The organism is Pyxidicoccus trucidator, from assembly GCF_010894435.1.
Classification (GTDB): domain Bacteria; phylum Myxococcota; class Myxococcia; order Myxococcales; family Myxococcaceae; genus Myxococcus; species Myxococcus trucidator.
Window position 1 is genome coordinate 153,913 of sequence record NZ_JAAIXZ010000020.1, and the last position, 23,586, is coordinate 177,498.

General features: G+C 71.4%; 16 protein-coding genes. 8 read left to right on the forward strand and 8 right to left on the reverse strand.

The genetic code is table 11. From position 1 onward, the window contains the following. Nucleotides 1–16 precede the first annotated feature (16 nt). Nucleotides 17–754, reverse strand: a complete 738-nt coding sequence (locus G4D85_RS39650; protein ID WP_205525906.1) for a hypothetical protein — start codon at nt 752–754, stop codon at nt 17–19. Nucleotides 755–1,036: 282 nt separating this feature from the next. Between G4D85_RS39650 and G4D85_RS39655 the strand changes: the two genes are divergently transcribed. After that, complete coding sequence (locus G4D85_RS39655; RefSeq protein ID WP_164019442.1) at nt 1,037–4,048, forward strand: tetratricopeptide repeat protein; 3,012 nt, start codon at nt 1,037–1,039, stop codon at nt 4,046–4,048. Between the two features lie 103 nt (nt 4,049–4,151). On the opposite strand, the gene G4D85_RS39660 is transcribed toward G4D85_RS39655, so the two are convergent. Beyond that, a complete protein-coding gene (locus tag G4D85_RS39660) occupies nt 4,152–5,681 on the reverse strand; it encodes a M28 family metallopeptidase (protein WP_164019443.1) in 1,530 nt (509 codons plus the stop codon). A gap of 408 nt (nt 5,682–6,089) precedes the next feature. Between G4D85_RS39660 and G4D85_RS39665 the strand changes: the two genes are divergently transcribed. Beyond that, nucleotides 6,090–9,314, forward strand: coding sequence for a PAS domain-containing protein (locus tag G4D85_RS39665; protein ID WP_164019444.1), 3,225 nt, complete (start codon nt 6,090–6,092; stop codon nt 9,312–9,314). Nucleotides 9,315–9,335: 21 nt separating this feature from the next. Here the strand turns inward: G4D85_RS39665 and G4D85_RS39670 are convergent, their stop codons facing one another. The 3 genes from G4D85_RS39670 to G4D85_RS39680 are packed head-to-tail and all read right to left on the reverse strand — an operon-like array spanning nt 9,336 to nt 12,749. Next, a complete protein-coding gene (locus G4D85_RS39670) occupies nt 9,336–11,630 on the reverse strand; it encodes a xanthine dehydrogenase family protein molybdopterin-binding subunit (RefSeq protein ID WP_164019445.1) in 2,295 nt (764 codons plus the stop codon). A 10-nt stretch (nt 11,631–11,640) separates the two neighbouring features. After that, a complete protein-coding gene (locus G4D85_RS39675; protein WP_164019446.1) occupies nt 11,641–12,102 on the reverse strand; it encodes a (2Fe-2S)-binding protein in 462 nt (153 codons plus the stop codon). Continuing rightward, nucleotides 12,099–12,749: an Isoquinoline 1-oxidoreductase subunit gene (locus tag G4D85_RS39680; protein WP_164019447.1), complete on the reverse strand. Its 651-nt coding sequence runs from the start codon at nt 12,747–12,749 to the stop codon at nt 12,099–12,101. The genes G4D85_RS39675 and G4D85_RS39680 overlap by 4 nt, the downstream gene beginning before the upstream one ends. Nucleotides 12,750–12,952: 203 nt before the next feature. Between G4D85_RS39680 and G4D85_RS39685 the strand changes: the two genes are divergently transcribed. After that, nucleotides 12,953–13,603, forward strand: a complete 651-nt coding sequence (locus G4D85_RS39685; RefSeq protein ID WP_164019448.1) for a cobalamin B12-binding domain-containing protein — start codon at nt 12,953–12,955, stop codon at nt 13,601–13,603. 10 nt (nt 13,604–13,613) lie between these two features. On the opposite strand, the gene G4D85_RS39690 is transcribed toward G4D85_RS39685, so the two are convergent. Beyond that, nucleotides 13,614–14,882, reverse strand: a complete 1,269-nt coding sequence (locus tag G4D85_RS39690) for a GAF domain-containing sensor histidine kinase (protein WP_420821746.1) — start codon at nt 14,880–14,882, stop codon at nt 13,614–13,616. A 188-nt stretch (nt 14,883–15,070) separates the two neighbouring features. Here G4D85_RS39690 and G4D85_RS39695 point away from each other — a divergent pair, with 188 nt between their 5' ends. Together G4D85_RS39695 and G4D85_RS39700 are read left to right on the forward strand one after the other, a co-directional pair. Beyond that, a complete protein-coding gene (locus G4D85_RS39695) occupies nt 15,071–15,721 on the forward strand; it encodes a 2OG-Fe(II) oxygenase (RefSeq protein WP_164019450.1) in 651 nt (216 codons plus the stop codon). After that, nucleotides 15,718–16,377, forward strand: a complete 660-nt coding sequence (locus G4D85_RS39700) for an SRPBCC family protein (protein ID WP_164019451.1) — start codon at nt 15,718–15,720, stop codon at nt 16,375–16,377. Before G4D85_RS39695 ends, G4D85_RS39700 begins: the two co-directional genes overlap by 4 nt. Before the next feature lie 31 nt (nt 16,378–16,408). On the opposite strand, the gene G4D85_RS39705 is transcribed toward G4D85_RS39700, so the two are convergent. After that, nucleotides 16,409–18,082, reverse strand: a complete 1,674-nt coding sequence (locus G4D85_RS39705) for an amidase (protein WP_164019452.1) — start codon at nt 18,080–18,082, stop codon at nt 16,409–16,411. Between the two features lie 82 nt (nt 18,083–18,164). Next, entirely contained in the window at nt 18,165–19,241 is a 1,077-nt protein-coding gene (locus tag G4D85_RS39710; RefSeq protein ID WP_164019453.1) for a fatty acid desaturase, read from the reverse strand. 274 nt (nt 19,242–19,515) lie between these two features. Here G4D85_RS39710 and G4D85_RS39715 point away from each other — a divergent pair, with 274 nt between their 5' ends. The 3 genes from G4D85_RS39715 (at nt 19,516) to G4D85_RS39725 (ending at nt 23,576) form a co-directional block, all read left to right on the forward strand. Beyond that, on the forward strand, nt 19,516–21,444 hold the full coding sequence (locus G4D85_RS39715; protein ID WP_240359774.1) for a RecQ family ATP-dependent DNA helicase: 1,929 nt from the start codon (nt 19,516–19,518) through the stop codon (nt 21,442–21,444). A gap of 97 nt (nt 21,445–21,541) precedes the next feature. Continuing rightward, complete coding sequence (locus G4D85_RS39720; RefSeq protein WP_164019455.1) at nt 21,542–22,294, forward strand: laminin G domain-containing protein; 753 nt, start codon at nt 21,542–21,544, stop codon at nt 22,292–22,294. Between the two features lie 163 nt (nt 22,295–22,457). Next, nucleotides 22,458–23,576 carry an aldo/keto reductase gene (locus G4D85_RS39725; protein WP_164019456.1) on the forward strand — a complete coding sequence of 373 codons (1,119 nt, stop codon included), beginning with the start codon at nt 22,458–22,460 and terminating at the stop codon, nt 23,574–23,576. The last annotated feature ends 10 nt before the right edge of the window (nt 23,577–23,586 follow it).

The following is a 23,586-nucleotide window of genomic DNA, read 5'->3' on the forward strand; positions in this document are numbered from 1 at the left end:
GTGGACCGCCGCTTCCTCAGTTCGAGCCGCCGCCGCTCCAGGTGAGCAGGGCGCTCACGCCCAGGCTGCGCTCGCCGCCGCTCATCAGCCGCCACGGCACGGAGACGCCCACGTCCACGGACTCGGTGGGCCGCACGTAGAGGCCTGGCGCGAGGATGCCGGTGTCGCTGCCCTGCTCGTTGCGGAACGCGGCTTCCAGCGTCGGCCGCAGCACGCCGTCGCCCAGCTCCATTGCCAGTCCGAGGTCCGGCTGCACCGTGCCGTCACGGCCGCCACTGGAGGGTAGCAGCTCCGCCTGCGCGCTCGCGTTGAGCCCCACTGGCCCCAGGTCCTTGTACGCGAGCAGGTAGGGCGCCACACCCGGCCGCAGCGAGTCCTCCGGCGTGTCCCGCTGCGCGAGCATCTCCGCGCCGACGGACACCGCCAGTCCGCGCCGGCCGTCGTTCATCAGGCCCCAGCTTGCGCCCACGCTCCCCTCCTGGAACGCAGCGTCCTCCCCTTCCGGGGACAGCTCCACCTCGACCGCGAGTTGGAGCCGGTCGGTCAGCCCGTACTCGACATTCACCGGCAGCTCGAAGCTCGCCTCTCCGTCATCCTGCTCCCACTCGAGGCCACTGCTCGCCTCCATTTCCTGCCGCTGGTTGAGTGGGGCTTCATCTCCGAGGAAGAGTTCCTCGACGCGTCCTTCCACGCGGTCCTGTTCACCGCTTTCCGCTCCCAGCGCGGGCGTGGCGAGCGCGAGCAACAGAGGCAACGACTGCCGCCAGGTTCCGGTCCTCATGCCCACAGGGTGGCTACGGGCGAACAGCCCGTGCATGGCCCCCTGCCGCTTTCGGCCAGGGCTCGCTGACCCGCATGCCCTCCATCCGACCTGACAGTAGCGGGTAGTCAGCGACCCTTCGTGCTCCAGGGGCGGGCATGCCCGCGGCGCGACCCTGCGAGGAAGTCGGGAGTGCTATCCTCGGCGCGCGTCCCTCCCCCCGGATTCCGCACCGCCCTCGCGTGACTTCCCCCGGCCCGGAGGGCGTGGTTCCGCATGCGCTGCATCGACGAGTCCCTCTTCATGAAGCTGCTGCTGGGCGAGCTGTCGCCCGAGCAGACCACCCAGGTGGATGCCCACCTCGACACCTGCGCCGCGTGCCGGCAGCTGGTGGCCCAGGGGCTGCGCGCGCAGAACCCGGAGAAGGCGCCTGACTCCGGCCGGGAGGAGGCGGCATCCCCCACGCGTGAAGGCCTTTCGCGGGACGCGCCGCTGGAGAAGGGCACCGCCGTCGGCCGCTACCTCGTGCTGGAGGTGCTCGGCGCGGGCGCCATGGGCGTCGTCTACAGCGCGTATGACCCGGAGCTGGACCGGCGCGTGGCCCTCAAGCTGCTGCGCGCGGGAGCGCTGGCCCTGGACGCGGAGCGCGGTCGGGCCCAGCTGATGCGCGAGGCCCAGGCCATGGCCCGCGTCTCGCACCCGCACGTGGTGCCCATCTACGACGTGGGCACCTTCGGCGGGCAGGTCTTCCTCGCCATGGAGCAGGTGGAAGCGCAGACGCTGGGCACGTGGCTGAAGGTCACCGCCCGCCCCTGGCGCCAGGTGCTGTCCCTCTTCGTCGACGCGGGCCAGGGGCTGGCCGCGGCGCATGCGGCGGGCGTGGTGCACGGCGACTTCAAGCCGGAGAACCTCCTTGTCGGCCGCGACGGCCGGGTGCACGTCACCGACTTCGGCCTCTCACACCTGGGCGCGCCCCCTCAGGGACACCCTCCTCACCTGAATGCGGCCCCGGACGTCACCACGGAGTTCTCCACCCGGTCGGTCATGGGCGGCACGCCGGCCTACATGCCGCCGGAGCAGCTCTGTGACGGCGTCCGCGCGGGCGCCGGGGGTGACCAGTTCGCCTTCTGCGTGACGCTCCACGAGGCACTCTATGGAGAGCGCCCCTTCGAGGGCCGCTCCCTGTCCACGCTGAAGGCCGAGGTGAGCGCGGGGCGCGTGCGCCCCGCGCCCCCGGGCACCCGCGTTCCCCCCTGGCTGCGGCGCGTGCTGCTGCGCGGCCTGTCCGTCCGTCCCCAGGAGCGCTTCCCGTCGATGGAAGCCCTGCTGGCCGAACTCCAGCGAGACCCCGCCGTGCGCTGGCGTCGGAGGCTGGCCCTGGCTGGCGGTGTGATGCTGCTGGCCTCCGCCGTGGCCCTCACCCACCTGGTGACCACCCGCCGCGCGCGGGCCTGCAACGGGACGGCGGAGCTGTCGTCCATCTGGAGCGCCGAGCAGCAGGGCGCCATCGAGTCCGCCTTCCTCGCCACCGGCCGTCCCTACGCGGCCGGAGCATGGCAGCGCGTGCGGCGCGAGCTGGACGCCTACACCGCCGCCTGGGCGACGACGCGCACCACCGCCTGCGAGGCCACGCGCGTGCGTGGCGGACAGTCCGAGGAGGTGCTCGCGTGGCGCATGCGCTGCCTCGACGGCCGGCTGGCGGACGTGTCCGCGCTCTCGAGCCTGCTGTCCCAGGCGGATGCGAGCATGGTGGACGAGGCGCACCGCGTGGTGAAGGCGCTGCCGCCGCTATCGAGCTGCTCGGAGGCGCTGGCGCCTGGAGGCCCTCCCGCGCCCGAGGATGCGGCGACGCGCGAGCGGCGGAGCACGCTGCGCGACACGCTGGCGCGCGGGCGCGCGCTGAATACCACCGGACGCTACAAGGAGGGCGTGGCGCTGGTGGAGCCGGTGGCCCGGGCGGCGAAGGACGCGGGGGACCGCCGCGAGGGCGCCGAGGCCGCCCTCCTCCTGGGGGAGCTGCGCGAGGGCGCGGGAGACTGGAAGGGCGCGGAGGCGGCGTACTTCGAGGCCCTGGATGCGGCGGAGGCCACCCGCCAGGACGAGGTCGCCGCCCGGGCCTGGACGCGGCTGGTGCGGGTGTCCACCGTGGGACTGGACGCCTACGAGCTGGCCGCGCGCTGGAGGAACCGCGCCGCCGCCGCCATCGACCGGCTGGGCGGCGGGAATGAACTGCTGCGGGTGAACCTCCTGACGTACGCGGGCACGCTGCTGCGCAAGCAGCTCCGCTTCGACGAAGCGCTGCTACAGCAGGAACAGGCATTGGTGCTGGTGGAGCGCGCCTTCGGCCCGGACAGCCTGGAGGCCGCGGACGTGAACCAGGAGCTGGGGGCCACCCGGCTGGAGCAGGGCCGGCTGGCCGAGGCCCGCGCGCACACGGAGCGGGCGGTGGCGCTGACGCGGCAGGCGCTGGGCCCCGAGCACCCGGAGGTCGCGCGGGTGCAGCTCGCGCGGGTGATGGTGCTGCGGACGCAGGGGGAGCTGGCGGAAGCGGAGACCCAGGCGCGTGACGTGCTGGCGACCTTCGAGCGGACGCTCGGCCCAGACCACCCCCGCGTCTATGACGCGCTCAATGACGTGGCCTCCACACTCGTCGTCCAGCAACGGCAGGCAGAGGCCCTGCCCCTCTATGAGCGCGCGCTTGCCATCGCCCGCAAGACGGACGGGCCGGACAGCCTGGGCGTCGCCGTCATCCACAGCAACCTGGGGTACCTGTACTACCACCAGAAGAAGTGGGACGAGGCCCTGCTCCACTTCAAGACGACGGTAGCCCTTCGCGAGAAGCTGTTCGGCGCGTACGACGCGGGCATGGTGATGACGCTGCGGCTCATCAGCCGCGCGCTGAACCGGCAGGAGCGCTTCGACGAGTCGGTGCGGTACATCCAGCGCGCCGCCGACATCCAGCTCATGCAGCGGGACGACCCCAAGGCCCAGTGGATTGTCGTGCTCAACGACCTGGGGTCCACCTACCTCAAGGCGGGCCGGCCCGCCGAGGCACTCGCCCCGCTGGAGCGGGCCCTGGCCGGCACGGAGAACGCGCGGCGCATGCCGGGCCAGCGGACCGACTCCCTCTTCCTGCTGGCGCGGGCGCTCTGGGACGCGGAGAAGGACCGCGAGCGCGCCCTGAAGCTGGGCTCCGAGGCGAGGGCGGAAGCCATCAAGGACGGGGCGGACTCGGCCAGCCTGCTGGTGCGCCTCAACGACTGGCTCGCCAAGCGGGGCGTGCGCTGACTCGCGCCCGGACGGACTCGGCCAGCCTGCTGGTGCGCATCAACGACTGGCTCGCCAAGCGGGGCGTGCACTGAAGCTCGCACGCCCTGCCCGTGCGCAGGCCTCAGCGCGTGGTGGGTGCCGCCTGGCGCTCGGGAGCGCGGCCCCGGGTGCCGGCGGCCCACTCGTCCCAGACGTTGAAGGACTTCATCTGCTGGCCCAGGTCGGTGCTCTTGATGAGCGTCTCCACCTCGGCGCGGCTCTGGCGGGGCAGCCGCTCCTCCATGTTGGCGAAGCCCCAGGCGAGCGCGCCCACCACGGCGGCGTTGGCGCGCAGCGTCCTCGTGTCGCACTGCTCGAACTCGTCCGAGCGCGCGTGGTAGTTGGGCCCGTAGGTGGCCGCCTCCTGGTTGGCGATGAGGTTGGCCACGCCGTGCAGCATGAAGTCGAAGTTGTCGGTGCCCACCACCGGCACGTCCACCTGCGTGAAGGGCCCCAGGCCCTCCACCGGCTTCAGCGCCTTGTCCACCAGCGGCACCAGCGGCGGCCGGCCGTTGGTGAAGAAGCCGGTGATGCGGCCGCAGCCGATGTCCACCGAGAGCGCCATGGCGTGCCCGTCCAGCTCCGCCCCGTGCGTACGCACATAGCCCGCCGAGCCGTGCATCCCCTGCTCCTCGCCATTCCACAGGGCGAAGCGGAGGGTCCGCGCCGGCTTCAGTCCCAACCGCTGCAGCTGCCGCGCGACGTCGATGAGCATCGCCACGTTGGCGCCGTTGTCCAGCGCGCCGCCGCCCAGGTCCCAGCTGTCCAGGTGCGCGCCCAGGACCACGACTTCCTCCGGCCGCGTGGTGCCTCGAATCTCGCCGATGACGTTGCGGGACTCGTAGGGGCCTCCCGTCTGGAGGTCCAGCGCGGCATTGAGGGTGAGCGGCGTGCCGGCGCGCAGCAGTCGCAGCGCACGCTTCGCGCCGTCCCGCTCCATCACCATCATGGGACGGGTGTTCTTCGGGCCCGTGGAGACGTTGTGCCGGTAGAGCTGGTTGCCAGGCCGGCTGCCCATGTAGACGACGCCGGCCACGCCCGCGGCGAAGGCGCGGGACTCGATGTCCGTCGCCTCGCTGTACTCGCGGAACAGCCCGTCCACGTCGCGCAGCTCCTCCGTCTCCACCAGGAGGAACGCGCCGCGCGCCTTCGCGCCCACGCGCTTGAAGTCCGCCTCCGTGCCTCGCCCCACGTCCAGCAGCGGCGCGGAGAGGCCGCCCTTCGGCGTGGCGGTGGAGAAGGGCATCGCGGCCACGCGAGGGGCGAAGCGCACGCTCTTGCCCTGCACCGAGGCCGTCGCGCCGCGCTCCAGCCACAGCGCCGGCATGCGGAAGGCCTCCGCGCGCGCCGTCACGCCCGCGGCGCGGAAGCGCTCCAGCGCCCACTCCACCGAGCGGCGGTTGGCATCCGAGCCCGTCGCCCGGCCCCCCACCTCGTCCACCAGCGAGCGCAGGTCCTCCACCATGGGCGTCCCCCCGAGCAGGGTGCCTACGAGCAGCGCGGCCTCGCGCTCCCGCGTGGAAGCGGCGTCCTCCGCCGCCCCGGCGAGCACCGGCGTGGCCAGGGCAAGGGACAGCACGGCGAGGCTGCGCGACAGTCGGGAGCGGGACATGCGGAAGGCACCTCGGGGGTGGAGGAAGTGGGGCGAGTATGGCTCCAATTCCAGCTGCAGGACGACACCGCGGTCGACTACATCCAGATGACCCTCAGCTGCTGACCGGGACTTCCGGGTCCGCCAGGCGGGGCGCGTCACGGGCGGTCGGAGAAGCTATCGGTGGCTCGTCAGCCCCCACGACGCCCCCTGGAATCCGTGCGTGGGCGTCTTGAGCGGGGGCCCGGTGAGCCCCCTCCCGCTGCGTTCCACCCGGGCGGCAATGAAGCCCCAGCCCGCCTCTCCCGGAGGGCATCCAAGATGCGCAGCCTCTAGAGGAAGCGCTCCCGTCGAAGGCACGGGACGCGCACCGCCACCCGGCAAGCGCCCGCCGCGCTTCGCGGGTGGAGACCTCATGGAGGGGCGTGCGTGTTGGGACAGGGCGCGAGCTTGACGGACCGGGATGCCATCGAGGGGATCTCCGCGGAACAGTCCCGACTGTTCCTGGAGACCATGGTGGCGTGTGCCCCCGTCGGCCTCGCCCTCCTCGACCTGGACTTCCGGTTCATCCACATCAACGACGCCCTGGCCGACATGAATGGCCTGCCCCGCGAGGCCCACCTGGGCCGCAAGCTGCGGGATGTCCTCCCCGAGCTGTGGCCCTTCGTCGAGCCGCACTACCGTCAGGTGCTGGAGACCGGGCAGCCGGTGCTGAACCTGGAAGTCACCGGGGCCACCCCCAAGGAGGTGGGCGTCTCGCGTCATTTCCAGGTGAACTACTACCCCGTGCGGGAAGGCACCGACGCCGTGCAGGGCATCGGCATCGCCGTGGTGGAGATCACCGAGTCGAAGCGCTCCCACCAGGCGCTGCGCGCGAGCGAGCAGCGCTACCGCTCGCTGGTGGAGGCCATGGCGCAGACGGTGTGGACAACCAATAGCCGTGGCGAGCTGCTGGAGCCCGCCCCGCGCTGGCTGGCCTTCACGGGGCAGACGCATGGAGCGCACCTGGGGCTGGGCTGGCTCGACGCCATCCATCCAAGCGACCGGACGCGCTTCGTGACGGAGTGGGCCGCCGCCCTGGAGACGAGAGACCCGTACCAGGGAGAGCTGAGGCTCGGCTTCCATGACGGCTCCTATCGCGCCGTCGTCGTCCGGAGCGTCCCGGTGTTCGACGACGCGGGCCTGGTCCGCGAGTGGATCTCCACCGCCGAGGATATCACCGAGCGCAAGCACGCCGAGGACGAGCTGCGGCGGACCACGGAGGCGCTGCGGCAGAGCGATCAGCGCTACCGGACCTTCATGTCCCAGAGCACGGAGGGCATCTGGCGGATGGAGATAGCGCCTCCTATCGACACGCAACTGCCCGAGGACGCGCAGGTCCACGCGCTCCTGCGCCAGGGCGCCATCGCCGAGGTGAATGACGTGATGGCCCGCATGACGGGGTGCCAGGCGGCGCGGGAGCTGGTGGGTACCACGCTGCACCAGCTGGTCCTGCGGCTCACGCACTCCGAGGACGCCGTCGATGCGGCGGTCCGGCCCTTCGTCCGCCACGGCTACCGGCTGGAGGATGTGGAGACGCGCCAGGTAGACGCGGACGGGGTGGAGCGCGTGCGTCTGGCCAACCTCATCGGCGTGGTGGAGCAGGGCCGGCTGGTTCGCGTGTGGGGAACCCAGCACGACGTGACGGAGCAGGTGCGGGCGAAGGAGGCCCTGGAGCAGAGCCGCGAGGTGGTGAGGATGCGGGAACATCAGCTCCGCGCCATCACCGACGCGCTCCCGGCCCTGGTGGCCTACGTCGACACCCAGGAGCGCTACGTCTTCTGTAACAGGGCCTTCCAGTCGTGGTTCGGACTCGACCCGGAGGAACTGGCGGGCCAACCCGTGCGCGTCTCGGCCGGGGAGATGGGGTACGCGCACCTGAAGGACTGGATGCGCAAGGCGCTCGCGGGAGAGACGGTCCACTACGAGAGCGCGCTGACCCTTCGCGACGGACGAATGCTGCACGTCCAGTCCACGTACGTGCCCACGCGGACGCCCCAGGGCGCGGTCAAGGGCTTCGTCGCCCTCATCCATGACATCACCGAGCGCAAGCGGGCCGAGGCAGCGGTGGAGGCCGAGCGCGCGCGCCTCTACGACGTCCTCATGAACGTTCCGGCGTCCATCGCCCTGCTGAGCGGGCCCGAGCAGCGCTTCTCCATGCTCAACCCCATCTTCCGACAGCTCGCGAGCGGCATGGACCTGACCGGCCAGTCCCTGCGGGAACTCGTGAAGCGCAACAGGAATGGCGAGGAGTACTCCCGGGCGCTCCAGCAGGTCTACGAGTCTGGCAAGCCGTTCTCCATGAAGGAGCTGTCGATGTGGCTCGACTCCCACGAAGACGGCACGCGACAGGAGCGGTTCTTCAACATCGCCTACCTGCCGCTGCGCGACGCGGATGGGCGGGTGGACTCCGTCATGTCCTACTCCGTGGACGTGACGGCGCAGGTCCAGGCCCGGCGGAAGGTGGAGGAGCTGGCGGCGCACCTGTCCAACCAGCAGCAGTGGTTGGAGTCGGTGCTCGACCGCATCCCGGTTGCGTTCCTGCTGATGGAGCCCGGCACCGGGCGGGCCCTCTTCGCCAACCAGGCCGCGCACCAGATGGCGGGGGGGCGCTTCCCGCTAGGCGTCCCCAGCGAGGACTACGACGGCGCGTACCGGCTCACCGACGAGGCAGGGAACCCCATCCCCACGGACCAGATTCCCGGGGTGCGGGCCTCGCGGGGCGAGCGCTTCCGCCAGATTCCCGTGGTGTGGCATGCCCCCGTCGGCCGGTACTCACTCGTCACCGACTCGGAGCTGCTCCCCGCGATGCACGGCCACCCGGCCACCGTCTTGCTCGCCCTCCAGGACGTGACGCGGCTCAAGCAGACGGAGGCCCGGCTCCAGGAGGCCGTGCGGCTGCGCGACGAGTTCCTCACCGTGGCCTCCCACGAGCTGAAGACGCCGCTCACCCCGCTGCAGATAAAGCTCCAGGGGCTCGCCCGCGAGGCCCGGGCCAAGGTGCCCCTGGCCCGGCTGCGGGAGCGCGTGCTGAGCACCGCGGAGAGCGCCTCGATGCAGGTCCGCAAGCTCACCGCCCTCATCAATGACCTGCTGGACGTCACGCAGCTCACCGGCGAGACGCTGTCCCTCCAGCGGGAGCGGGTGGACCTGGCGGACGTCCTCCACGAAGCAGCGGAGCAGCTCCGCTCCCAGGCCGCCCATGTCGGAAGCGACATCGTCGTCCAGGCCCCGGAGCCCGTGGTGGGCTGGTGGGACCGGCACCGGCTGGAGCAGGTGGTGCGCGGCCTGCTGTCCAACGCCATCAAGTACGGGCCCGGCAGGCCGGTGGTGCTCACGGTGTCGCGGCTGAAGGAGCGGGCCCACCTCACCGTGCGGGACGAGGGCATCGGCATCTCGCCGGAGAACCTCTCCCGCATCTTCGAGAAGTTCGGCCGCGCCGTCTCCGCCCGCAACTACGGGGGGCTGGGGCTGGGCCTCTTCATCAGCCGGTGCATCGTGGAGGCGCACCAGGGCACCCTCCGCGCGGAGAGCCAGCCGGGCCAGGGGGCGACCTTCACCGTGGAGCTGCCGCTTGCCATGGACGGACGGCCCCCGGCGGCGACGATGCACTGACGGGGACCGCCCTCCCGGGCGTCAGACCGGGAGGGAGCGGGCGATGGGCAGCTCCCGCACGCGGGTGCCGGTGAGCGCGAAGACGGCGTTGGCGATGGCCGGCGCGACGGGCGGAACCCCCGGCTCGCCGATGCCGCCGGGCGCGGCGTCGCTCTGGACGATGTCGACGTGAATCTTCCGCGGCGCCTCGTTGATGCGCACCAGCTTGAAGTCGCGGAAGTTGGACTGCTCCACCGCGCCGCCCTTCACGGTGATTTCCCCGTGCAGCGCCAGGCTCATGCCGAAGATGATGGAGCCCTCCATCTGCGCGCGCACGCGGTCCGGGTTGATGACCGTCCCGGCATCCACCACGATCCACGCCTCGTCGACGCGGACCTTCCCGTTCGGGTCCTTCACCACCGACGCGACGACGGCCACGTAGCTGAGGAAGCTGCGGTGCGCGGCGAGCCCCAGCGCCCGGCCGTCCTTCTTCCGCTCGTCCCAGCGCGACAGCTGGGTGACGCGCTCGATGACGCCCCGCAGGCGCCCCGCGTCGACGGGGTGCTTGTCCAGCGGCTGGCCGTAGTTCTCCAGCTTGGAGATGCCCAGCTCCTGCAGCGACGCCTGGCGGGGCGGACCCAGCACCTCCAGCAGCATGTCGCGTGGATCCACGCCGCGGGCCTGCGCCAGCTCGTCCACGAACGAGTTGACCGAGAAGGCGTGGAAGATGTTGTAGACGGACCGGAGCCAGCCGATGCGCACATGGGCGTTGGCCTCGCAGGCCTCGGCGCGGACGTTGGGGATGCCGAGCGCCAGGTCCGTCACGCCCTGCTGGAGGTCCCTGTCGCCAGGCCGGTTCACCGGCGCGAAGGTGGAGCCGATGGGCGGGAAGGCCGTCCGGTGCCGCCACGCGACGACCTTGCCGGACGCGTCCAGCCCGGCGCTCAGCCGCTGGAGGCTGACCGAGTGGTAGTAGTCGTTGCGGACGTCGTCCTCGCGCGTCCACTGCACGCGCACGGGGACGCCCGCCTCGCGGGCCAGCCACACCACCTCGGCGATGTAGTCCGCCTTCGACTTCCGGCCGAAGCCGCCGCCCAGGAAGGTGACATGGACCTTCATCTTCTCCGGCGGACGCCCGAGCACGCCCCCCGCCACCATCTGCGCCGCCTGGGGGTTCTGGGTGGGGGCCCAGACCTCGCAGGTGTCCGCGTCCACCCGCGCCAGCACGGCGATGGGCTCCATGGGCACGTGCGGGAGGTGGGGGACGTAGTACTCGGCCTCGATGACGCGCGCGGCGCCGGCCAGGGCGGCGTCCACGTCGCCCACGTTGCGGACCGGCGTGCCCGGCGCGCGCACCGACGCGGTCAGCTCCTCGCGGAACTTCTTCGAGTCGTAGGAGGCGTTCTCCCCGTCGTCCCAGGTGATGTCCAGCGCGGCGCGGCCCTTCATCGCCGCCCAGGTGTTCTCCGCGAGCACCGCCACCCCACCCCACTGCTGGAAGGTGAAGGGCTTCTTCGGCGCCGGCAGCTCGATGACGCGCTTGACGCCCGGGACGGCGAGCGCCTTCGTCGCGTCGTACTTCACCACCCGGCCGCCCGCGACGGCGGGACGGGCAATCATGGCGATGAGCATGCCGGGAAGCTTGACGTCCGCCCCGAACACCGCGGAGCCATTGACGTAGGCCGGGCCGTCCAGCAGCGGAAGCTCCCTGCCCACGCGGCGCAGCTCCGACTTCGGCCGGAGCTTGACGGCCTTCGGCTCCGGCACGGCCACCTTCGACGCCTCGTTCGCCAGCTCCCCGAAGCCCAGCGTCCGCTGGCCGCCGCGGTGGAACACGGCGTGGTCCCTCGCCTCGCAGTCCTCGGGCTTCACCTTCCAGCGCCGGGCGGCGGCGGCCACCAGCATGGTGCGCGCGGTGGCGCCGGCGCGGCGCATGTCCTCGTAGATGCCCCGGACGCTGTTGGAGCCGTCGGTGTTCTGGTCGCCGTAGGCCGTGTGGCCGTCCGCCTGGAGGATGCGCACCCGCGCCATGTCCGCGCCCAGCTCGTCGGCGATGAGCACCGGCAGCGAGCTGCGGATGCCCTGCCCCATCTCCGAGCGGTGGCAGACGATGGTGACGAGCCCGTCCGGCGCCACGTGGACGAAGGCGTTGGGGTTGAGCCCCGGGGTGCCCGCCTCGATGGCCGGGGAGCTGGTGGGGGGCTTCTTCCCCATGCGCCCGGAGGGCTCGTCCGCGAGGGCCTCGGCGGAGAAGAGGCCCACGGTGAGACCGCCCACCGCCAGGTTCAGCCCCTCCAGGAAGGAGCGCCGCGTAATCAACTGGAGCCGCTGGGTCATGGCGTTCTCGCTATTCCTCTGACAGGCCCGCGACCTTCTTCACGGCCGCGCGGATGCGCGTGTACGTCCCGCACCGGCACAGGTTGCCGGCGAGCGACTGGTCGATGTCCGCATCCGTCGGCTTCGGCTTCTTGGCCAGCAGCGCCGCCGCGCACATGATCTGCCCCGCCTGGCAGAAGCCGCACTGCGGGACACCCATGTCCACCCAGGCCTTCTGCAGCGGGTGGTTGCCGTCCGGCGACAGCCCTTCAATCGTCGTCACCGACTTCCCGTCGGCGCGGCGCACCGGCGTCACGCACGCGCGGACCGTCTGCCCATCCAGGTGGATGGTGCAGGCGCCGCACAGGGCCTGGCCGCAGCCGTACTTCGTGCCGGTGAGGCCGAGCACGTCGCGCAGCGCCCAGAGCAGCGGCATCTCCGGGTCGACCTCCAGCTCCTTCTCCACACCGTTGACTCGGACGCGAATCGTCATGGCCGTGCTTCCTCGCTCGGGCACTCCGCGCCCGTCTCCACCCAGGCGGCGACGATGGCGCCGAACTGCTCCTGGGTCCCCGGGGCGGGCTCGCGCCCCCAGCCGGGCTTCCATCCCCAGCCCACCAGCTCGTCATGGGCGTTGTGTTCGATGATTTGCGCCAGCGTCTTGCCGCCGTTGCGCTTCGGGTCCTTCAGCTGCTCGCAGATGTGGCGCGGGCTCTTGCCCACCCACGCCATTTCGATGGGCGCCAGGTGCCAGTTGGGCGCGCCGGGCACGCGCGCGTGCTCCAGGTTGCGGTCCTGGTGGCAGCTCGTGCACTCCATGCCCACGACACCCTTGTCCTCGGGCCCGCGCACCACCGGCGGATTGTGGGGCTGCCCGTCCGTCCCGTGGAGGGGCACGTCCCCGGCCGGGTGGCAGTTGGCGCAGCGCGGGTGGAGGAGCACGCGGCTCGCTTCGAGGAAGAGTGCCCTGGAGCGCTCCTCGCTACTCTCAATCGCCGCGAAGGACTCCAGCGCGCGAAGGGCATTGGGAGCGACCTGGGGCAGCGCCTGTCGGGCCGCGGCCGCCTCGGGCTCTCGCCGGCACCCGCCCACCGCCAGGAGGACGAGCAGCGAGGCCATGACCTGGAGAGATGGCTGCATGGAAACAAGGCTCCAGCAAGTCCCGCCCCGCGACAAGCCGAATATGCGTCAAGCGGGGAAATCAGCGCGGGGCCGTCCACTGAAGGTCGATGGATGACAGGGCTGGCTGGCACGCGCCCGGCGCCACGCCCCGGGCCACTTCGCGCGGGAGGACTCCGCCCCCAGATTCAGGTGAGGGCCCCCCGGCCCGGGAGGAGGTTGTCTTGGCGCTGTCACGGCTGCCGTCACCGAGCGCCATCGCGGACGCGCTCCTCGTCGGAAACGAGGGGACGGTCCTCGACGCGGTGCACCGCTACATGGAGCGCGGCGGTGCCACGTTCCTCGTGGACTCGCTGGCCCGGCCCGTCATGGAGGCGGTCGGCGAGCGCTGGTGTGATGGCCGCGCGACGGTGGCGGAGGAGCACGCCGCCTCGGAGCTGCTGCGCGAGCTGCTGACGCACCTGCTGCCCGGCCTCGCGTGGCACCAGGGAGGGCCGCGAGCGGTCGTCACCTGCGCGCCCGGCGAGCGTCACCTCCTGGGGGCGCGGCTCGTCTCCCAGGTGCTGGCGCTCGACGGCTGGCACGTGCGCTTCCTGGGCGCGGACACGCCCGCCAGGGACCTGGCCATCTTCGTCGCCCGCGAGCAGCCGGTGTTCGTGGGCCTCTCCATCACCCTCCCCGACAACCTGGCGGGCGCGCGGCTCGCCCTGGAGCTGATGCACCGCACGACGCCCCACATCCCCCTCATGGTGGGAGGCCGCTGCGGCGGGGAGCTGGCCCCCGAGGAGCACGGCGCGTGGACGGTGCTCGACTCCACCGGGGAGCTGCTGGCCCTGACGCGGGGCAACGTCGGCGGGCATCTCCTCCCGCGCTGAGGGCAGCCACTCACGCGGTCGACGTGGCGGAGGCCTCCCGTCCTCCGGCGACCTGCCGGGGAGGAGGCGCATGCGTCGGCAGGACCACGGTGAAGGTCGAGCCCTGCCCCGGCTGGCTCCGGACGACGATGGTCCCTCCGTGGGCCTCGATGATCTGCTTCGCGACGTACAGCCCCAGCCCCATGCCACCGTAGTGCCTGGGGGACACCGCGCGCTCGAAGCGCTCGAAGATGCGGCCCGTGTCCTCGCGCGCGAGGCCGATGCCCCGGTCCTGCACGGACAGGCGCGCCAGCTCTCCATACCCCTCCACGGACACGTCGATGGGGTGGCCCGCCCCGTACTTGATGGCGTTCGACAGCAGGCTCGACAGCACCTGCTCCAGCCGGAGCTGGTCCCACACCCCGAGCACCGGGCCGGGGGTATGGACCTCCAGGTGGCACCCCGCCCCTTCCGCCTCTTCGCGGAAGCGGTCCGTCACGTCGGCCGCGAGCCGGGACAGGTCCAGCTCCTCCAACAACAGGCCCAGCCGCCCCGTGGCCACGCGCGACACGTCCAGCAGGCGCTCCACGAGCTGCACCAGTCGCTGCACCTGTGCGTCGGACCGCTCCAGCTGGCGCAGCAGGCGGGGGTCCTTGATTCCGGCGGCCATCACGCTGCGGCGGAGCGTGTCCAGCTGCAGCTTCAGGGGCGTCAGCGGCGTCCGCAGCTCATGCGCGGCGATGGAGAGGAACTCGTCGCGCGACTGCACGCCCTCCCGCGCGGCCAGCTCCAGCTGGTGTGTCGTCCGCAGCTCCACCTCGGTCATCACCGCGGCCGCGAGGTCCTCGAGGATGTGCACATCATCTTCCGTCCAGCGGCGGGGGATGGTGTCCACGACACAGAAGGCGCCCAGAGGCTGGCCTGAGCTGATGAGGGGAATGCCCATGTAGGCCACCGCGCCCAGCTCCGTCACGCCCAGGCAGTCCTGGAACCGGGAGTCCTTGCGCGCGTCCTCGACGATGAGGGGCTCCCCGTCCGTCAGGGTGTACTTGCAGAGCGAGTGCGTCAGCGGCAGCTCACGCTGGCTCTGCCACGGCTCCGGCAGGCCGACGCAGCTCTTGCAGAAGTGCCGCCCATCGTCGATGAGGCTCACCAGGCCCATGGGCGTATGGAGGATGTGGCAGGCCAGGCGGGTGAGCCGGTCGAAGCCCTCCTCTGCCTGCGTGTCCAGGAGCGCGGTTCGGCGCAGAGCAGCCAGACGCTCGGGTGAGCGCAGGATGCTCTGGACATCGTCCGGCACGGTCATCGCCTCCCCGAGGTAGCACGCCCCTTCCTTCCCCCTCGCCTGGAGGTGCGCGGCCAGCCTTCACGTACAGATGGGCAGGGGCCGGCGGGCGGGCCAGAAGCAGGCAGCCGCGGGTTCGTCCTCAAGCCGGGTGTCGCGTGGCGCAGTCCTCCACGAAACCCTGGCTGGGCTAGAGTCCGGGCATGCGCTTCCAGCCACCCTGGGGCGGGGCCTTCCGGCTCCAGACCTTCGTCCACCGGACGCCCGAGGCCCTGCCGCCCCCGGCGGTCGACGCCATCCGGAAGGCCATCCTCGACACGCCCCTGCTCGCCGACTCCAACCTGTCGGGCCAGTTCTCGGGGACCTATGGCTTCTCCATCACCTTCCGGCGCGAGGCCGTCTCCCAGGTGACGGCGCTCTTCCCCGACTTCGCCCCCTTCCTCGACGCCGCGCTGTTGCCGGACTGCGACACCTTCCTGCTCAACCCGCTGCTGGTGGGGGAAGGACGCGGCGTGGGCGCGCACATCGACCGCAGCCTGGAGTTCTACGCGCCCGGCATCGGCTGCCCGGTGGCGGTAAGCGTCCTCTATGTCCAGGTGCCCGAGCGCCTGGAAGGTGGCGAGCTGCGGCTGTATCACCGGGGCAACCAGGTGGCGGCGCTGAAGCCCCAGCCGCGCTCGCTGGTGATGTTCCGGGGCGACCTCACGCACGAGGTCGGCGCCATCGACGCGGGAGCCCCCGAGCGCGCGTCGGCGCGAATCAGCCTGGTCATCGAGCAGTACCGCGTGCCGGACGCACTGAAGGCCCGGGTCCCCCGCTTCGAGCTGCGGACCCGCACGGGGGTGGCGGCATGAGCGAGCTGAGCGTGGACGTGTGGCTGGCGCGGAGCCCGGACGAGGTCTTCACCGCCTTCGGCGACCCCTTCCGGCTGCGGCGCTGGTACGGCGCGCCTCCGGGCGGCCACCGCACCGGGGCCACGGGCGACGTGGCGTCCGGCCAGCCCTTCCAGGTGGACCTCATCGACGCGGGCGGCGTGCCCTTCGTGCAGCGCGGACAGATTCTCTCGGTGACGCCGGGAGAGGGGCTCGAGCTGGAGATGGTGTGGGAGGGTGGAAACCTCGGAGCGACGGCGACGCGCGCCTCCATCGCCCTGCGTCCGGCGGACGGCGGCACCCGGCTGGAGGTGCGCCAGGGGCCGTTCTCCAACCCCGAGTCGCTGGAGGCCCACCGGGCCTGGTGGGGCGCCTGTCTGGGGCGGCTGGTCCGCGTCGTCGCCGGAGACGCCGTGCCCTGCTTCGAGGAGTTCTGGGAGGAGTCACGCGGCTTCGTCGGGCCGCTCGGCATGGCGGCCTACAGCGTGCTCGCCGGCCTGCGTGAGGCCGGCACGGCGCCCGAGGTGCTCGCCCAGGTGGAGGAGACGCTCTACACGCACCTCGCCCGCCTCCCGCCGGAGACGGCCGAGGTGCTGGGCGCGGTGCTGCGCTCGCGCCTCACGGATACCGCGTCCTGACGAAGCCCCTCGCCGTGCCTCCCGGCCCGCCTCAGCGCAGCACGCTCACGTGGATGGGCGGCGTGCGGACCTCGGTGGCGCGCTCCACCACCCGGCCCAGGCGCAGCAAGAGATTTTCTTCGTAGGGGCGCCCGGTGAGCTGGACCCCCACGGGCAGGCCCGCGCGGTCGAAGCCGGCCGGCACGGACAGCGCGGGGAAGCCCGTCAGGTTGGCCAGCCGCACGAAGCGCATCAGCGCGTCCACCACCGGCAGGTTCGACTCCCCGTCCGGCAGCGTCGCCTCCGGAATCACCGGCGCGGTGCTGGCCGTCGTCGGCGTGACGATGACGTCCACGCCCGCCATCTGCGACAGCAGCTCTCGCGTCAGCCGGTGCCGGTGCCGCAGCGCGTGCACCAGGTCCGTGGCCCGGAAGTGCCGGCCGATGGCGAGGTTGGTCCGCGAGTCGAGGCCGAAGTCCGAGGAGCGCGACTTCACGTGCGACATCATCGCCTCCGCCATCTCGCTCAGGATGATGCAGCTGTGCGTCCACAGGATGGTGTTCAGGTCGGGCGGCGGAAGCTCCACCACCGTGGCGCCCGCGTCGGTGAGCGCCCTGACGGACTCCCTGCAGCGCGCCACGACGTCGGCGTCCGCGTCCTCGAAGTAGGGCCAGCAGATGCCGAGCCGCACGCCCGACAGGTTCCCATTCTCGTAGCCCGACAGGTGGTGCGTCGGCTGTGTCTGCGCGACGAGGTCCTGTCCATCCGTCCCGGACACGAGCGCGTACATCGCGGCGACGTCGTCGACGGTGAGCCCCATGGGGCCGACATGGCCCACGTTCCAGCACAGCGGCGGCACGCCCGTCTCGGGGATGCGGCCCCAGGTGGCCTTGAGGCCGACGATGCCGCACAGCGCGGCGGGGATGCGCACCGAGCCGCCGCCGTCCGCGCCGATGCTCAGCGGGCACAGGCCCGCGGCCACGACGGCGCCCGAGCCGCTGGAGCTGCCACCAGTGATGTGCCCCCGGTTCCACGGGTTGCGCGCGGCCCCGTGGTGCGGATTCAACCCGATGGGGTTGATGCCAATCTCGTTCATGTTGGCCTTGCCGAGGATGAGGGCGCCGGCGGCCTTCAGCCGCGCGGCCACCGTCGAGTCCGCGGCGGCCACCTGGTTGCGGAACTTCGTGCCCAGGGTGGTGGGAAAGCCGGCCAGGTCCACCTCGTCCTTGAGGACGACGGGAACGCCGTCGAGCACGCTCAGGGGACGCCCGGCGCGCAGCCGCTCCGCCGAGGCCCCCGCGGCCCGCAGCACTTCCTCGGGCTTGCGCGCGACGAAGAGGCCCAGGCGGTCCTTCCCACCGTCGAGCCTGGCAATGGCCTCGTGGATGCGGCGCACCACCGCCACGGGGTCCGCCCCTCCCTCACGGTAGGCGTGTGCGTAGGCCGAGACGGTCGCCCGCTCCTTCGGCACGGGGGACGCGGCGATGGCGCGCGCGGCCTGCTCCTGCGGCGACTGGGGCTCGCTCGCGGGCGCGTCGTGCGGCAGCGGGAACTGGAGCGGCGGCGCGTCTCCGGCGGACAGCTCACGCCAGCGGTCGATGCCACTGTCGCGCACCAGCTTCTCCAGCACGACGGACCCGACTCCACTCTCCAGCGTGTTGACGAAGGCCTTGAGCGCCACACCGGATACACGGGGCGCCTTCACCGGGCTGCGTTGGTAGGTCATGAAACGGGACACTACCGCTGTCGGCCACCTCGGCGCGCGCGGTGCCACCCGGCCCGGAGCGACCCGGACCGGGGTGCATGCTTCAGGACACGCCGCTGGACTCGGGGAGTGGCTCGGGCTCCGGGAGGTCGCGCGCCTTGCCCGCCTTCCAGGGCAGGTAGTAGCGCGTCATGAAGTCCTCCTTGTAGTCGCGATAGGAGCTGATGGCCCCCAGCGCTGCCCAGCTGCGTATGAAGAGCCACGCCAGGTCGAGCTGATACGGCAGGAAGCCGCTCCGGGCCCCGCTCGGATAGAGGTGGTGGTTGTTGTGCCACTCACCGGCGACGTACCCCGGCCAGAGCTGGTTGATGGACTGGTCGCGGGTGTTGAAGTCGATACCCTCGCGCCGACGGTCCTTGCCGCCCCCATGCCCGTCGAAGTTGAACGTCCGGACTCCGATGGCCCACACCCCGGACATGCCGAAGAGGGCCAGGGCCAGCGCGTGCCCGCCGATGAGGAAGAACGCGCCGTACCAGAACGCCCAGTTGAGGGCGAAGTGCGCCACCGTGTAGCCCGGGTGACAGAGCGAGCCCCACCGCTGGTACTGCTCATAGCTGTTGAGGTGCACGCCCGTGTGCTTCATCAGCTTGCAGAGCTGGGTGTAATCCTTGGGGCTCAGGTCCTTGCGGATGCCCTGGTGGGTCGCATCCGCCAGGAAGCAGTAGAGAAACCCCGCCTTCGCGTTGTACGGGTCACCCGGCTGCTCCACCAGGCTGTGGTGGACGTGGTGGGAGATGACATACGCCTCATCCACGACAATCTTGATGACCAGGTTGCGGCACAGCTCGCGGAAGAACGCGTTCTTGAACTGGTAGGCACCGTGGGTGGAGTAGCGGTGCAGCCAGATGGTGCCGTGGGTGCCCAGGGCCACCATGCTGTAGACGAAGCCCAGGGCCAGCAGCCACCAGCTGAAGTGGTGGGCGAAGAAGAGGGCGAGTGGGATTCCGAAGCTCAGGCTCGTCAACCAGCTGAAGAACGGCACCCAGTTCTTACGGGAGCGGACGATGTTCAGCCGGGAGAAGAACTCGCGGGTGAGTTCCCGATGGGTCGGAACGTAGAGCTGACCGTCTCTCTCGTAGCCGTAGCTGGGTGGGTCCAGGATGCGATCCAAGAAAGCCATTCATCTCCTTCTGCTTGTTGCCAGTCCCGCGACAGAGGTGTGCGATGAGGAGTCCGCCTGAAGCGGCTCCACATCCGACAGAGGGTCGGTCACGTTGGGGAACCGGGACTCTTTCACACTCCCGGGGAAACCGCTCAGACCGAACGTTCGACTCGCTCCAAGCAGGGCGTCCAGGCACTGAACACCCGGGAATGCGGCAGATGTCACCGGCCCGCGGCCCTGGGTGTTACGAGGGCGTAACCGAATGAAAGCAGGGCACATGCCGCGGGGAGACATGCTCGAAGAAGTGCTGAGGGAGCGCTTCGGACTGACGGAGTTCCGGCCCGGCCAGCGGGAGGTGCTCACGGCGCTGTTGGGGCCGGGGGCGGCGCTCGCCGTGTTCCCCACGGGGGGAGGCAAGTCGCTCTGCTACCAGCTTCCGGCGCTGCTGCTGGAGGGCATCACCGTGGTGGTGTCCCCGCTCATCGCGCTGATGAAGGACCAGATTGACGCACTCGGTCGCCGAGGCATCCGCGCCGCGCGGCTGGACTCGTCCCTGTCGCTGGAGGAGTCGCGCGAGGTCACGGAGGCCCTGCGCGCCGGCGCCCTGAAGCTGCTCTACGTGGCGCCCGAGCGCTTCAACAACGAGCGCTTCACCGCGCTGCTGCGCGAGCTGCGCATCTCCCTGTTCGCGGTGGACGAGGCACACTGTGTGTCCGAGTGGGGCCACAACTTCCGCCCGGACTACCTCAAGCTGGCGCGCGCGGCGAAAGATTTGGGCGCCGAGCGCATCCTCGCGCTCACCGCCACGGCGACGCCCGCCGTGGTGCGGGACATCCGCCAGGAGTTCGGCATCCCCGAGGAGAACGCCGTCGTCACCGGCTTCTACCGACAGAACCTCACGCTGGAGACCACGCCGGTGCCCGCCGCCGCGCGGGACGCGCTGCTCGTCGAGCGACTGAAGGCGCGCCCGCCCGGCCCCACCATCGTCTACGTCACCTTGCAGAAGACGGCGGAGCGGGTGGCGGCGCTGCTCACCCGCGAAGGGCTCCCCGCGAGCGCCTATCACGCCGGGCTCGAGTCCGAGGACCGCGAGCGCGTGCAGGAGGCGTGGATGGCCTCCGGGCAGGGCATCGTGGTGGCCACCATCGCCTTCGGCATGGGCATCGACAAGGCGGACGTGCGCGCGGTGTACCACTACAACCTACCCAAGGGCCTGGAGAGCTACAGCCAGGAAGTGGGCCGCGCGGGACGCGACGGCGCGCCCTCCGTGGTGGAGCTGTTCGCCTGCCCCGAGGACGTGCCCACCCTGGAGAACTTCTCCCACGGCGACAGCCCCACTCCGGAGGCGCTCCAGGGGCTGGTCACCGAGGTGCTCGCCGGAGGGCCCGAGCTCCAGGTGGACCTGTACGCGCTGTCCAACCGGCATGACCTGCGGCCGCTCGTGCTGCGCACCGCGCTGACGTACCTGGAGCTGGAGGGGGTGTTGCGGCAGGGCACGCCCTTCTACGCGGGCTACAAGGTGCAGCCGCTCGTGGCGCTGGAGGAGCTGGTGGGGCGCTTCCAGGGAGAGCGGGCGAAGTTCGTGAGTGACTTGTTCGCGAGGGCGAAGAAGGGACGCACCTGGTACTCGCTCGACCCGACGGAGGTGGCCGAGGCACTCGGCCAGCCCCGAGAGCGGGTGGTGAAGGCCCTCGACTACCTCCAGGAGCAGGGCCTGGCGCAGACGCAGGTCTCCGAGCCCCGCCAGCGCTTCACGCGCCTGCGCGCCCGCGAGGACGCCTCCGCGCTGGTGTCACTGCTGCGCCAGCGCTTCCAGCAGCGCGAGGCACAGGAGGTGGGGCGCGTGCAGGAGGTGCTCCGGCTCGTCACCCACGCCGGCTGCCAGAGCAACGCCCTGGTCGCGCACTTCGGCCAGGTGCGCGAGCGCCCCTGCGGACACTGCACCTTCTGCCGCACCAGCGTGGCCCGGGTGCTGCCCGCGCCGCGCCCACGGCCGGACCTGCCCGCGGGCCTGGACGTGGCCGCCTTCCGCGCACTGGCCGCGAAGCACCCGGAGGCCCTCGGGCATCCGCGACAGGCGACGCGCTTCCTGTGCGGGCTGAGCAGCCCCGCGCTCTCCCGGGCGAAGCTGGGCGGCCACAAGCTCTTCGGAGCCCTGGAGGACTGGCCCTTCGCCGAGGTGCTCGGCTTCTGTCAGCGGCTGTCTGCACCCACGGCCTGACGGCGCCCGTACGGGCGGTGTCAGGACAACCGGGGCTGACAGGTTTTACATCTTCTTCTGTTATCGTCACGGCTCCCCCAGGTGGTTGGAGGATGCCGTGAAACCGAGAAGCCAGAAGACGATGAAGAGACATGCGGGACAGGTGGTGACGCGTACGGCGCTGGCGGCGCTCGTGCTGGGCCCGCTGGCCGCGGGCGCGGTGAGCCAGCGGCTGCGGTACCGCTTCGAGGCGGTGTCCAACCCGGTGACCACGGTGGTGGACGACAGCGGCAAGGGCCACACGGGCACGGTCCAGACGGCCAACGGCGGCACGGTGGTGCCGGTGACGGGGTACGAGGGACAGGGCGTGCAGTTCCCAGCCGTCTGCACGGGCACCGGCTGCCCGCACGCCAACCTCAGCGCGGCGGACGCCACGGACCTGAACCCCGGCACGGCCCTGTTCACCTTCGGCGCACGGGTCCGCGTCACGCTCGCGGAGCTGACCGCGGACCATGGCTCCAACATCGTGCAGAAGGGTCTCTCCACGACGGGCCAGTGGAAGCTGCAGCTCGATGACGCCGTCACCGGCAAGCCGAGCTGCGTGGTGCGCACCACGGGCGGCGCCAGCCCCATCATCGTCAAGTCGTCGGTGGGTATCGCGGACGGCACCTGGCACAAGGTCTCCTGCCAGCGCACCAGCACCACGATTACCATCCTCATCGACAACGTCGCCCGGGGCAGCGCGCTCATCGCCTCCACCTACGACATCAGCCCCGTGGGCCAGCCGGTCGGCATCGGCGCCAAGAGCACCGGCAACAACAACGACCAGTTCCACGGCGCCCTCGACGAGGTCTACTTCAACCTCGACTGACGCGGCGGCAGGCGGGCGGCAGGGCGCTCCGCGTCGCCAGCACCGGCGCACGCGGGCGCCCGCAATCAGGCGCAAGAACCGGGCTGCCTCCAGCCAGGCGCTCCCCTATCCGTAGCAGGGTGATGGGCACCACGGCCCATCAACACGGATGGGGAGCACCACCATGTCGACGCGGCAGATTGAGTCCCTGGCGAAGTACCACCTGCTCGGCCAGACGGGCCTGCGGGTGAGCCCGCTGGCGCTGGGCACCATGAACTTCGGCACCGACTGGGGCTGGGGCATGAGCGGCGAGGACGCCCACCGCCTGATGGCGCGCTACCTGGAAGCAGGCGGCAACTTCCTCGACACCGCGGACGCGTACACCTCCGGCTCCAGCGAGCGCATCATCGGTGACTACTTCGCGAAGCACGGCGGGAGGGACCGGGCGGTCATCGCCACCAAGTTCTCCGCGAACCTGTCGCCGGGAGACCCGAACGCGGGTGGCAACAGCCGCAAGCACATCCTCTCCGCGCTCGAAGGCTCGCTGCGCCGCCTGAAGACGGACTACGTGGACGTGTACTGGCTGCACGTCTGGGACGGCCTGACGCCCGTGGAGGAGGTCATGGGGACGCTGACCGGGCTCGTGCGCGAGGGCAAGGTCCGGTACCTCGGCTTCTCCGACGTGCCGGCGTGGTACTTCGCGCGCGCCCAGACGCTGGCGGAGCGCAACGGCTGGGAGAAGGTCGCCGCATTGCAACTGGAGTACTCGCTCGCGGAGCGCAACGTCGAGCGCGAGCACCTCCCCGCCGCGCTCGCGCTGGGCGCCGCCCTCACCCCGTGGAGTCCGCTGGCCGGCGGACTCCTCACCGGCAGGTACACCCGCGAGGGCACGAAGCCCAAGGGCGACGGGCGCGCCCACGCGCTGCTGGCCAGCGGCAACCCCGTGGCGGACAAGTTCCTGCAGGACCGCCCCTGGGCCATCGTCGCGGAGCTCATCGCGGTGGCGAAGGAGGTGGAGCGCTCACCCGCGCAGGTGGCGCTCAACTGGGTGGCGACACGTCCGGGCGTCGTCTCCACCCTCATTGGCGCAAGCAGGCTGGAGCAGCTGGAGGACAACCTGCACGCGCTCGACTTCACGCTGCCGCCCGCGCTCTCCGCGAGACTGGAGGCCGCGAGCCGTCCCGAGCTCGTCACCCCGTACGTGTTCTTCGAGAACCCCTTCTTCACGAAGGGAATGCTCGCGGGCAACACCACGGTGAGCGCGGAGCCGGACGGCTTCAGGGGCCCCCTCCGGAGCCCCTGAGCCAGCGCCC

Excerpts from the sequence above, each read along its gene's own strand:
- G4D85_RS39660 (WP_164019443.1), bottom strand. The coding sequence starts at position 5,681 with ATGTCCCGCTCCCGACTGTCGCGCAGCCTCGCCGTGCTGTCCCTTGCC.
- G4D85_RS39715 (WP_240359774.1), top strand. The coding sequence starts at position 19,516 with ATGCTCGAAGAAGTGCTGAGGGAGCGCTTCGGACTGACGGAGTTCCGG.
- G4D85_RS39675 (WP_164019446.1), bottom strand. The coding sequence starts at position 12,102 with ATGACGATTCGCGTCCGAGTCAACGGTGTGGAGAAGGAGCTGGAGGTC.
- G4D85_RS39670 (WP_164019445.1), bottom strand. The coding sequence starts at position 11,630 with ATGACCCAGCGGCTCCAGTTGATTACGCGGCGCTCCTTCCTGGAGGGG.
- G4D85_RS39695 (WP_164019450.1), top strand. The coding sequence starts at position 15,071 with ATGCGCTTCCAGCCACCCTGGGGCGGGGCCTTCCGGCTCCAGACCTTC.
- G4D85_RS39680 (WP_164019447.1), bottom strand. The coding sequence starts at position 12,749 with ATGCAGCCATCTCTCCAGGTCATGGCCTCGCTGCTCGTCCTCCTGGCG.
- G4D85_RS39700 (WP_164019451.1), top strand. The coding sequence starts at position 15,718 with ATGAGCGAGCTGAGCGTGGACGTGTGGCTGGCGCGGAGCCCGGACGAG.
- G4D85_RS39725 (WP_164019456.1), top strand. The coding sequence starts at position 22,458 with ATGTCGACGCGGCAGATTGAGTCCCTGGCGAAGTACCACCTGCTCGGC.
- G4D85_RS39710 (WP_164019453.1), bottom strand. The coding sequence starts at position 19,241 with ATGGCTTTCTTGGATCGCATCCTGGACCCACCCAGCTACGGCTACGAG.
- G4D85_RS39655 (WP_164019442.1), top strand. The coding sequence starts at position 1,037 with ATGCGCTGCATCGACGAGTCCCTCTTCATGAAGCTGCTGCTGGGCGAG.
- G4D85_RS39705 (WP_164019452.1), bottom strand. The coding sequence starts at position 18,082 with ATGACCTACCAACGCAGCCCGGTGAAGGCGCCCCGTGTATCCGGTGTG.